Here is an 11,215-nt window from a genome sequence, read left to right on the forward strand (position 1 = left end):
CCGGTCGCGCCGGGGCAGGCAGGCGGGCGCCGCAGGCCCGGCGTCCGGCCGTCCCGCACCCGCCTGCCTCGTACCCGCCTGCCTCGTACCCCCGGGCGCCGCACCCGCAGCTCCCGCACCCGCAGGCCCCCGGCCAGCGCCAGGCCGCCCAGCGCGGGCCCGCCGCCCCCGCCCGGCGCCCCGAGGCCCAGGCGAAGGGCGCGGGCAGCACGATCGTCGGCATCCTGGTCGTCCTCGGCGTCATCGCCTCCATCCTGTTCACCACGCTGCGCGAGATCGTCGGCGCGCTCCTCGACGCGCTGCGCTGAGAGGCGAACCTCACCGCTCGGTCCGATGTGGCCCCCCGACCAGCACAGCCGGTTACCCTGGTGACCTGCGACCTAGGGGGTGAGCACCATCCAGGACAGCGACACGGCTGGTGGGCCGGGACGATCCGGGAGCAACCGGACCGAGGCGTCCACCGGGCATCGCATCCGGAGCGTGTTGGCCATCCGCCCCTTCCGCAGGCTCTGGGGCGTCACCTACCTCTGCAGCGTGGGTGACTGGCTGTCACTCCTGGCGCTGACGGGTCTGGTCACCAAGCTCGCCGAGGGCTACCGCTGGGAGGGCTTCGCGCTCAGCGCGGTCGTCATCACCCAGCTGCTGCCGGGGATGCTCTTCGCCCCGCTCGGCGGCGTCCTCGCCGACCGGTTCGACCGCCGCAAGGTCATGGTCGCCTGCGACCTGGCGCGCGGCGCGCTGTTCCTGTCCATCGCCTTCGTCGGCACCGCCTGGTGGCTGTTCATCGCGAACTTCCTCATCGGCTGCTGCGCCATGCTGTGGATCCCCGCCAAGGACTCGGCGGTGCCCAACCTGCTGCGCAGGCCCGACCAGGTGGAGACCGCCAACCAGCTCGGCCTGGTGATGACCTACGGCATCACCACCATCAGCGGCTTCGGCCTCTACGCGCTGATCTCCGGCATCCCCGGCTACTTCCACCTGCAGGGCGGCGACCTCAGCTTCCGCATCGCCACCATCGCCGTGGTGATCAACGGCCTGCTCTACGTCTCCTCCGCCGTCCTGGTCGCCACCCGCATCCCCGAGCTGTCCGGCCGCATGGCCACGCCCCGCAAGCGCGACGACGACGCCCCCGGCTTCCTCGTGATGATGCGCGACGGCCTCGCCTACGCCTGGCACCGGCCGCTGCTGCGCGGCCTGGTCATCGGCATGACCGGCGCGTTCGCGGCGGCGGGCGCGGTCATCGGCAGCGCCAAGCTGTACGCGCTGAGCCTGCTCGGCGGCGAGAGCGCCTACGGCCTGCTGTTCATCGCCGTCTTCGCGGGCCTGGCCACGGGCATGATCACCGCCCCCAAGCTCGCCCGCAGGCTCACCCACGGCAGGCTCTTCGGCGTCACCATCGTCTGCGCGGGCCTGAGCCTGGGCGTGGTGTCGCTGGCCCCGCACCTGTGGTTCGCCCTGGTCGCGGTCGCCCTGGTCGGCGGCTGCGCGGGCATCGCGTTCCTGACCGGCCTGACCATCATCGGCTCCAAGGTCGAGGACGAGGTGCGCGGCCGGATGGTCGCCCTGGTCCAGTCCCTGATGAAGGTCATCCTCGGCCTGTCCACCGTGGCCAGCCCGCTGCTGGTCACCACCCTGCAGCCCAGGGTCATCACGGTCCTCGACCACCCGCTCAAGATCGACGGCACCCGCCCGGTGCTGTTCGGCGCGGGCGTCCTGGCCGCCGCCGTCGGCCTGATCGCCTACCGGCTCATGGACGACCGGCGCGAGACCCCGATCCTGTCCGACCTGCTCGCCGCGCTGCGCGGCAGGCCCCGCCGGGAGCGCGGCCTGCTGATCACCGTGGAGGGCGACGCCAGCCTGGACACCTCCGTGCAGGCCCGCGAGCTGGCCGAGGTGCTGCGCGCCGCCGGGCACGAGGTGCTGCTGGCCAGCGAGCCCGACCTGGACGAGCGCCGGGTGCACGAGCTGCTCAACACCGCCGACCTCGCCGGGGTGCGGGCGCACGCGCTGGTGGCCGCCGCCGTGCGCGCCGACGTGGTCGAGCGGCGCGTACGGCCCGCGCTGGAGGCCGGCCTGATCGTCGTCGTGGACCGGTTCGCCGACAGCCCGATAGCGCACTTCTCCGCCTCCGGCTCCGTCGACACCTCCGAGCTGGAGCGGCTGTCCGACTGGGCCACCGGCAGGCTCCGCCCCGACCTGACCGTGCTGCTCGACCGCACCCCCACCACGCTGCCCGCCTCGGCGCTCGGCGCGCCCCCCGGAGCGGAGCCGCCCGGTGCCGCGCCCGCCGGGCTGGAGGGCGCCCGCCGCACCATCACCAACGCCGAGCACCACTGGCAGGTGCAGCGCCTGCTCACCGGCATGGCCGCCGCCGACCCCGACCGCTACCTCGTGGTCGACGCCGACGGCACCCCGGACGAGGTGGCCGCGCGGGTCAAGGCCGCCGTGGCGCGCCTGGTCGGCGGCGAGATCCGCGCTGCCGCTCCGCTCGCCGAGACCCCCTGAGTACGGTTGCCCCGTGCCAAGGGGAGTGTGGAGTGAGGTCGTCGGCCAGCCCGACGCGGTGACCGTGCTCAGCGCCGCGGCGGAGGCGGCTGCGGCGATCGTCGCGGGTGGGACGCCCGCGCCGGGGGCCATGACGCACGCCTGGCTGTTCACCGGGCCGCCCGGATCGGGCCGCACCGAGGCCGCCAGGGCGTTCGCCGGGGCCCTGCAGTGCACCGCCGCCGACGACCGGCCGGGCTGCGGCGTGTGCGCCGGGTGCCACACCGCGCTCGCGGGCACCCACGCCGACGTGCGCGTGGTCGCACCCGAGGGCCTGTCGATCTCGGTGAACGAGATGCGCGCGCTGGTGCAGGTGTCCGCGCGCAGGCCCACCTCGGGCCGCTGGCAGGTGGTGATCGTCGCCGACGCCGACCGGCTCACCGAGGGCGCGTCGAACGCGCTGCTCAAGGCCGTGGAGGAGCCGCCGGACCGCACCGTGTTCCTGCTCTGCGCGCCCTCCGAGCACCCGTACGACGTGTCGGTGACCATCCGCTCCCGCTGCCGCGTGGTGCGGTTGGGCTCCCCGAAGGTCCCGGACGTGGCCGCCGCGCTGGAGGAGGAGGGCGTCGCCCCCGACCTGGCGTCCTGGTCCGCGTCGGTGACCGGCGGCAACGTGGTCAGGGCCCGCAGGCTCGCCACCGACGAGCAGAGCAGGCTGCGCCGCGAGTCCGTGCTGGCCATCCCGCTCGCGCTGCGCAGGCCCGCCGACGTGTTCACCTGCGCCGACGACCTGGTGAAGGCCGCCGAGGGCGACGCGCTGTCCGCCAACGAGGACCGCGACGAGCAGGAGCGCAAGGCGCTGGAGACCGCCATGGGCGCGGGCGGCACCGGCAAGGGCACCGCCTCGGCCACCAGGGGCGCCAAGGGCGCGCTCAAGGACCTGGAGAAGCGGCAGAAGTCCAGGGCCACCCGGACCCAGCGGGACTCGCTCGACCAGGCGCTGGTGGACCTGGCCGCGTTCTACCGGGACGTGCTGGTCACCGCGACCGGCTCCGAGGCCGCGCTGAACCACCCGGACCGCGCGGCGGACGCCCGGACGGCGGCGGCGGCCTGGAGCCGTGAGTCGACGCTGCGCAGACTTGAAGCAGTGCTGGCGTGTCGGGGAGCGCTGGAGCGGAACGTGAAGCCGAGGATCGCCGTGGAGGCGATGCTGACGACCCTGCAGCGGGGCTGACGCGGGCGGGCCTGCGCGAGCGGGGCGCCCGGTGCTGCCGGTCCGACGCGGCGGGCGGCCTGCGCGGGGGTGCGGCCAGCACCGCCACCACGCCGATCAGCAGCAGCGTGATGCCGGTCCAGAGCAGTGTGGTCGTGTGCACGGCGTTCGTGCCCGCCAGCCTATTCACCACCGGGTGACACCGTCGTGAGCGGGGGTTCGGGGGGAGCGACTTCACCTACGCCTTTCCTTCGGTCCGGGCCTGCTCGGGCGCCGTCGCCGGGGCGGCGCCGCCTCGGCGGGTGCAACGAGGGGACCCCCCGTTCGGTGACGCTCGCGGCGTCGGTTATAGTTGTCGCGTCTCGCCGCCTTAGCTCAGTCGGCCAGAGCGGTTCACTCGTAATGAACAGGTCATCGGTTCGATTCCGATAGGCGGCTCAGCGAGAAGCGCAGGCCCGGTCCGGGTTCCCCGGACCGGGCCTGTTCGCTTGTTCGGACCGGTTCACGGCCCGGCGGGAGAGCGGAGGGCGCGTGCCCCGACCTGACACGACCGGTGCCGCAGCCGACGTCGCGCCGAGCCGCAGGACGGTCCGCAGGCCCCGCAGCGTGAGCGTCGTCGTCACCGCGCACGGCCAGGACTCCACCGTCGGCGTCGTGGTCGAGGACGCGCTGCGCGGGCTGGAGGAGCTCGGGGTGCCCGGCGAGGTCGTGGTCGTGGTCGGGCGCGCCGACCGCACCGCCCAGGTCGCCCTCACCTCGGGGGCCTCGGTGGTCGAGTCGCGGCCGGGCCGGGGCGCCGCGGTCCTCGCGGGCGTGGCGGCCAGCCGGGGCGACGTGGTGTGCCTGCTCGACGGGGACGTGCGCTACTTCGGCGAACCGCCGCTGGTGCCGCTGCTGGTCGAGCCGATCCTGGGCGGCCTCGCCGACGCGTGCGTGAGCGACCTGTACTGGCGCCCGCCGCACCCGAGGCTGTGGCTGCACGGGTTCTTCGCGCCGCTGATCGGCAGGCTCTACCCGGAGCTGCTGCCCAAGGCCGGGTCGACGCCGTGGTCGGGGCAGCGGGCCGCGCTGCGCGCCCTGTGGCCCGCCGAGCTGCCGGACGGGGCCACCGCCGACCTCGCGCTGCTGCTGCACTGGAACCGGGAGGCCGCGCTGCTGCGCCCGGTGCTGGCCGACGACTGGACCGCGCCGCGCAAGCCGGGCCTGGCGCCCGCGCGGGCGGAGCTCGACCTGGTCGTCGCGGACGCGCTGGCGCACGGGCGGATCGACGAGACGGGGGCGAAGGCGCTGCCGGACTGGTTCGACGCCGTCCAGGCGAGCGCCCTAGAGCGCTGGGGCGACGTGGTCGACCCGCTGGACTTCGCCGTCGCGGAGCGGGACGTGCTGGAAGGGGCCCTGCGCGAGCTGCGCGCCCACGGGCTGTGAGGCGGGCTCCGGGAGACGGGCCGTGAAAAAGGGGCTCCCCGCGAGCGGGGAGCCCCTCGGCTCAGGTCCTGCGCTCCCTGGAGCGCCACAGCACGAGCACGAAGTACGGCGTGCCGACCAGCGAGATCACCAGCCCGGCCGGGATCTGCGCCGGTGAGATGACCGTCCGGCCGATCGTGTCGGCCAGGCTCACCAGCACCGCGCCCAGCCCCGCCGCCACCGGCAGCACGCGCGCGTTGCGCCCGCCCACCAGCGACCTGGCCAGGTGCGGGGCCACCAGGCCGACGAACCCGACCACGCCGATCGCCGCGACCGCGCTCGCGGCCAGCACGCCCGAGCCCAGCAGCAGGAGCAGCCGGGACCGCTCCACCGGGACGCCCAGCACCCTCGGGGTGTCGTCGTCCAGCGAGTGCAGGTCCAGGTCGCGGTGCGCGAACCACAGCAGCGGCCCGATCGCGGCCAGCGCCAGCGCGGGCGGCAGCACCTGCTCCAGCGTCCGCCCGTAGGTCGAGCCGGACAGCCAGGTCAGCGCCTTCACCGTGTTCCACGGGTCGGTGGTCGCCACCAGCAGCGTGATCAGCGACATGCCCGCCGACCACAGCGCGATGCCGATGATCACCAGCCGGTCCGAGTCCTGCCCGCCGCGCCACGACAGCCCGTAGACCAGCGCGAACGCCACCAGCGCGCCGAACCCGGCCGCGCCCGCGATCTGCCACGGGCCCGCGCCCGGCGCCAGCGTGATCAGCCCGATCGCGCCGAGCCCCGCGCCCGCCGTGATGCCCAGCAGGCCCGGTTCGGCCAGCGGGTTCCGGCTCACCGACTGCACACCGCACCCGGCGACGGCCAGCGCCGCGCCCGCCACGACCGCCGCCAGCACCCTGGGCAGGCGCTGGTCCAGCACGAACGTCAGCGCCGGTCCGGTCCGCCCGGCCACCCAGTTGCCCAGGTCGCCCAGCAGCACCACCCGGTCGCCCATCAGCAGCCCGACCAGCGGCGCGGCCACGACCAGCGCGGCCAGCACCACCGACACCGCCACCAGCCGCCGCCGCGACCCGACCACGCCGACCCGGCCGCTCGGCGGCTGCCTGCGCGACCCGCCGGACCGCTGCCTGCGCGCCAGCCACACCAGCACCGACGCGCCGAGCACCGTCGTCATCACGCCCGTCGGCACCCGGACCGCCTCGGACGCGCCCAGCAGCGCCCGCAGCAGCACGTCCGCCCCGAGCACCACCAGCACGCCCACCAGCCCGGACACCGGCAGCAGCGCCCGGTGCCCGGCCAGTCCGGGGACCCGCGCGGCGAGCAGCCGGGTGATCACCGGCGCGCTCAGCCCGACGAACCCGACCGGGCCCGCCGCCGTCACCGCCGCGGCGGTCAGCGCCACGGTCAGCAGCACCGCGCCCAGCCTGGTCCGCCGCACCTTCAGGCCCACGACGGCCGCGTTGTCGTCGCCCAGCGCCAGCACGTCCAGCGACCGGGACATCAGCACCAGCCCGACCACGCCGACCAGCACGACCGGGGCCATCTGGGACGTGGTGCGCAGGTCGCCGACGGACAGCGACCCGCTGCCCCACGCGTACAGGCCGGTGGTCTCCTGCTCGAACAGCAGCAGCACCAGCGTCGTCGCCGAGTGCAGCGTCAGGCCCACCGCCGAGCCGACCAGCACCAGCCTCGGGCTCGTCGACGCGCCGCCGGACAGCGCCAGCACCAGCGCGGTGGCCGCGAGGCCGCCGACGAACGCCGCGCCGCCCGCCGCGTAGGCGGGCAGCCCGATCCCGAACGCCGCGAACGACACCACGGCCAGGTGCGCCCCCGAGTTCACCGCGAGGGTGTCCGGGGAGGCCAGCGGGTTGCGGGCGATCGACTGCATCCCGGCGCCCGCGACGCCCAGCGCGACGCCGACGAGCAGCGCCGTCAGCAGCCTGGGCAGCCGCGAGCCCTCCAGCACGGCCGCGGCCTGCGCGTTGCCGTCGCCGAGCACGGCGGACAGCAGGTCGAGTGCGCCGACGGACGACGTGCCCTGGGTCAGGTGGACGGCGGAGAGCAGGACGATGGCCGCCACTGCTCCCGCCACCACGGCGGCGGTGCGCAGCATCAGGACGTTGCGGCCTTCACGAACTGGTCCGCGATGACGGCGACCGACTTGGGCCCGCCGAACGTCCAGGTGCCCTTCTCCAGCTTGGTGATCTTGCCGGAGGCCGTGAACGGCAGCCGCTGCCACACCGCGTTGTCCTTGAGGCCGGTGGTGAACACGTCCTCCTCGGAGGCGCTGTAGACCATGATCGTCTTCGGGTCGGTGATCGCGGTCATGCCCTCGACGTCGGTCGCGCCCAGACCCCACTCCGCGTCGACCTCGCCGGTCCACGCGTTGACCAGGCCGACCGCCTCGGCGGTGTCGGACACCAGCGAGCCCTTGCCGAACGGGCGGATGCTGACCGTGCTGCCCTGCATCCAGCCGTCCGCCATGACGAACGGGGTGCCGGTCGCGCCCTTGGCCTCGACGGCCTTCTTGCCCTCGGCGAGCTTGGCGTCCATGTCGGCCAGCGCGGTCTTCGCCTCGGCCTCCTTGCCCACGGCCTTGGCGATGAGGGTGAAGTCCTCGCGCAGCCGGTCGAAGTTCTTCGTGGCGTCGCTGGACTTGGTCATGACGACCGGGACGGCCTTCTCCAGCTGCTCGGCCACGGCGGTGTCACGGGCCAGCGGCATCAGCACCAGGTCCGGCTCCAGCGCCACGATCGCGTCGACGCTGGGCTCGCCGCGCTTGCCGACGTCCTTCACGTCACCGGGCAGCGCCTCGGCGGAGTTCCAGGTCGCGTAGCCCTCGGGGTCGGCGGCGCCGACCGGGGTGACCCCCAGCGTCAGCACCATCTCGGTCTCGGCCCACTCCAGGGACACGACCTTCTTCGCGGGGGCCTTCAGCTCGACGGTCTTGCCGCGCGCGTCGGTCAGCGTGATGGCGCCACCGGCGTCACCGGACGCGCCGGGCTCGCTGGAGGTGCTCTCGGTGGTGCCGCAGGCGGACAGCAGCACGGCTGCCGCGAGCAGGGCGGGGGTCAACAGGCGCATCGTTCTTCTCTTCTTCTCGGTGGGGGAGGGGTGGTTCGGGCGAAAGCCGGAACCTCATGAGCCGCTGCGAGCGGGCGGGGTGCTGCGGGGGGTGGTCTCGCACCGCTGCGCGGTGCGGGGCGTGCGCTTGCCCAGCGGGCGGCAGTGCGGGGCTCCGGTGACCGGGGCGTCGACGACCTGGACCTCGACGCCGTACGCGCTGGTCAGGTGGTCCGGGGTGAGCACCTCGCGGACCGCCCCGGAGGCGACGACGCGGCCGTCGCACAGCAGGACCACCTCGTCCGCGACCACGCCCGCGTGGTCGAGGTCGTGCAGCACGACGCCGACCGCCACGCCGTGCTCGTCGGCCAGGTCGCGGACCACGTCCAGCACCTCGACCTGGTAGCGCAGGTCCAGGTGGTTGGTGGGCTCGTCGAGCAGCAGCACCGAGGTCTCCTGCGCCAGGCAGGACGCCAGCCAGACGCGCTGCAGCTCGCCGCCGGACAGCTCGTCGACGCCCCGGCCCGCCATGGGCGTGACGCCGGTCAGCTCCATGGCCCGGTCGACGGCGGCGGCCCCGCCCGCGTCCACCCCGCGCCAGCCCGCGCGGTGCGGGTGGCGGCCGTAGGAGACGACGTCGCGCACGGACACGCCGGACGGGGTGGGGCGGTGCTGGGTGAGCAGGGTGACGTTGCGGGCGAACTCCTTGCCGCTGAGCGCCGCCCGCCCCCACACCTGCCGCTCGCCGAGCCGCACGCCGCCCTCGCGGGGCTTGTGCAGGCGCGCGAGGGAGCGCAGCACGGTGGACTTGCCCGAACCGTTGGGGCCGACCAGCGCGGTGACCTCGCCCGCGCGCAGCTCCAGGGACACGCCCTCCACCACGGCGCGGTCGTGGTGCGCGAGGACCAGCGCCTCACCGGTGAGCAGAGCGTCGCCTTGTGACATGAGGTGAGCCTAACCTAAGAGTTATTTCACCCAAAGGTCGTATGGCTCTGGTCCTTGCGGGCGTACCGGTGACTCGGTGTTCGCAAGATCGGCACGTGTCGCCACGCAGGGCGGCGGTCCGGGTGACGTTCGGCGCCCGCTTCCGGGGCTCCGCCCGCACGGGAACCCCCGAACCCGGAACGGGCGGAGCCTCGCCCCCCAGCGCCCCTCGCCTATCTGAAGTGAGCCTAACCTAACCAAGTCGGTTCACCCGTTGGGCGTGATCCACTGCACTCTTCGGGCGCATTGGGGACCGAGTGCGAGCCTGGGAGCGTTCTTAGGGTGCATATTGTCCCCAAGAGAACTCGCCCGGCCGGGAGCACCGTGCTTGATGCTCCGATCGGGTGACCTTCATGCCGATTCCGCCGATGCTGGGCGACAGTGTCCGTGCCGCCCTGGAGGTGATGACGGATGCTCGCGATGGTCGTGGTGACGCTGCTTGCCCTGCCGCTGGTGTTCGTCGCCCAGCGGATCGGCAGGCGGCGCTGGAACCGCAGGGTCGACGCGGCCCGCGTGCCCGAGTCCGCGCTGTTCCCCCACCGGGTGCCCAGCCTCAGCCGGACCTGAGGTCCGCGCGCAGCACCGGGGCCGCGATCCGGGTGACCACGTCCCCGTACCGCGCCGCGACCTCGGCGGCGGCCTCCGCCGGGGTCCCGGTGACGGCGAACGCGCCCAGCACCTCGTCCGGCACGGCCGCGTCCATCTCGGCCCACAGGCCGCGGCGGGACAGCCGGTGCAGCTCCTCGTGCAGCTCGCCCCAGCCGTGCAGGTCCAGCACCGGGCGGTAGGCGGGCGTCGAGCCGTAGAACGCGATCTGGCGGCGGACGGCGGCGGCCGACGCGTCGTCGGTGACCACCATCGACGGCCCGCTCACGCCGAACCCCTCCAGCGTCCGCCCGGACCGCGCCAGCCCCCGCTCCAGCGCGGGCAGCGTCACCTCGCGCAGGTACCGCTCGGTGGTGAACGCGTGGCACAGGAACCCGTCGGCCACCTCGCCCGCGACCTCGGTCATCCGCTCCCCGACCCCGGCCAGCCACACCTCGGGCGGGCCGAACGGGTTGGGACCGGGGTCGAAGAACGGCGTCATCAGCGTGTGCGTGTAGAACTCGCCCCGGAACCGGGGGCGCTCCCCGGTGGCCCACGACTCCCAGATGGCGCGCATCGCCAGCACGTACTCGCGCATCCGCGCGGCGGGCTTCGACCAGGGCATCCCGAACCGCTTGGTGATGTGCGGCTCCACCTGCGAGCCCAGGCCCAGCCGGAACCGGCCCCGCGACAGCAGTTGCAGGTCGTTGGCCTGGACAGCGGTGCTCATCGGGTTGCGGGCGAAGGCGACCGCGATGGCCGTGCCCAGGCCGACCCGCTCGACCCGGTCGGCGACCCTGCCCAGCGCCACGAACGGGTCGTGCCGGGTCTCGGCGACCCAGAACCCGTCGATCCCGGCCTCCGCGGCGGCGCGGGCCGCGTCGACGACCGTCGTGGGGGTGTACTCGACCTCGACCTGATCCACCAGCACGGGACCGGTTGTACGCGGGTGCGGCGGCCAGGTCCAGTCGGCGGGCGGGTCCGAGGCGGGCTCCGACGACCCCCGGACGCCGGAGCCCGCCCCGGTGGTCACTCGCAGGCCACGCCGTCCCCGTCCCGGTCGAGACCGGTGCGGTAGCCCGGCTCGCCCGCGTGCAGGGGCGCCGCGCCCGCGGCACGCGCCTCGGCGCAGTTCTTGTAGTAGACGGACTCGGGCTGCGGCTCGGGCGCGGGCTGCGGGTTGGGCTGCGGCTTCGGCTGCGGCTGGGGGTTCGGCTGAGGAGCGGGCGCCGGTGGCGGCGTCGTGGTCGTCGTGGTGGTGGTTGTCGTGGTGGTCGGCGCTGGGCTGCTGGTCGTGGTGGTCGCGCTCGTGGTCGTGCTGGTCGACGAGGAGCTCGTGGACACCTGGCCGCCGGAGGGGGTGCTCCCCTCACAACCCGCCAGCACGAGTGCCGTCAGCACCACCAGGAACCCGCAGACGACCTTGGCGCCCCGACCTCGCTCGGGATCGGACGTCCTGACGCTCAGCTCACTCACAGC

At 74.5% G+C, this 11,215-nt stretch carries 9 protein-coding genes, 1 tRNA gene and 1 pseudogene; 6 read left to right on the forward strand and 5 right to left on the reverse strand.

Going from position 1 to position 11,215, the window contains the following annotated elements:
* The 5 genes and pseudogenes from ACTUAL_RS18135 to ACTUAL_RS18155 form a co-directional block, all read left to right on the forward strand.
* Window positions 1-308, forward strand: a pseudogene (locus tag ACTUAL_RS18135) (hypothetical protein); the annotation flags it as partial.
* A 79-nt stretch (window positions 309-387) separates the two neighbouring features.
* Window positions 388-2,505, forward strand: a complete 2,118-nt coding sequence (locus ACTUAL_RS18140; protein WP_440901099.1) for a bifunctional MFS transporter/dTMP kinase — start codon at window positions 388-390, stop codon at window positions 2,503-2,505.
* A gap of 13 nt (window positions 2,506-2,518) precedes the next feature.
* A complete protein-coding gene (locus ACTUAL_RS18145; RefSeq protein WP_012782926.1) occupies window positions 2,519-3,718 on the forward strand; it encodes a DNA polymerase III subunit delta' in 1,200 nt (399 codons plus the stop codon).
* A gap of 343 nt (window positions 3,719-4,061) precedes the next feature.
* Window positions 4,062-4,135: transfer RNA gene (locus ACTUAL_RS18150), tRNA-Thr, on the forward strand.
* Window positions 4,136-4,303: 168 nt separating this feature from the next.
* Window positions 4,304-5,122, forward strand: coding sequence for a glycosyltransferase (locus tag ACTUAL_RS18155; RefSeq protein ID WP_440901100.1), 819 nt, complete (start codon window positions 4,304-4,306; stop codon window positions 5,120-5,122).
* A gap of 61 nt (window positions 5,123-5,183) precedes the next feature.
* Here the strand turns inward: ACTUAL_RS18155 and ACTUAL_RS18160 are convergent, their stop codons facing one another.
* Genes ACTUAL_RS18160 through ACTUAL_RS18170 form a run of 3 tightly spaced genes read right to left on the reverse strand, consistent with a single transcriptional unit; the run spans window position 5,184 to window position 9,112 of the window.
* Window positions 5,184-7,217: an iron ABC transporter permease gene (locus ACTUAL_RS18160; protein ID WP_440901101.1), complete on the reverse strand. Its 2,034-nt coding sequence runs from the start codon at window positions 7,215-7,217 to the stop codon at window positions 5,184-5,186.
* Window positions 7,217-8,188 carry an ABC transporter substrate-binding protein gene (locus tag ACTUAL_RS18165; RefSeq protein ID WP_440901102.1) on the reverse strand — a complete coding sequence of 324 codons (972 nt, stop codon included), beginning with the start codon at window positions 8,186-8,188 and terminating at the stop codon, window positions 7,217-7,219. The genes ACTUAL_RS18160 and ACTUAL_RS18165 overlap by 1 nt, the downstream gene beginning before the upstream one ends.
* A gap of 54 nt (window positions 8,189-8,242) precedes the next feature.
* Entirely contained in the window at window positions 8,243-9,112 is an 870-nt protein-coding gene (locus tag ACTUAL_RS18170; protein WP_440901103.1) for an ABC transporter ATP-binding protein, read from the reverse strand.
* A gap of 450 nt (window positions 9,113-9,562) precedes the next feature.
* Here ACTUAL_RS18170 and ACTUAL_RS18175 point away from each other — a divergent pair, with 450 nt between their 5' ends.
* Window positions 9,563-9,718, forward strand: coding sequence for a hypothetical protein (locus ACTUAL_RS18175; protein WP_157767464.1), 156 nt, complete (start codon window positions 9,563-9,565; stop codon window positions 9,716-9,718).
* Here ACTUAL_RS18175 and ACTUAL_RS18180 read toward each other — a convergent pair.
* A complete protein-coding gene (locus ACTUAL_RS18180; protein WP_440901104.1) occupies window positions 9,705-10,667 on the reverse strand; it encodes a TIGR03617 family F420-dependent LLM class oxidoreductase in 963 nt (320 codons plus the stop codon). The two genes, ACTUAL_RS18175 and ACTUAL_RS18180, sit on opposite strands and share 14 nt — an antisense overlap.
* 98 nt (window positions 10,668-10,765) lie before the next feature.
* On the reverse strand, window positions 10,766-11,215 hold a 450-nt coding region (locus tag ACTUAL_RS18185; RefSeq protein WP_440901105.1), incomplete at its 5' end, for an excalibur calcium-binding domain-containing protein.

The sequence above is a fragment of the Actinosynnema sp. genome, from assembly GCF_052038725.1.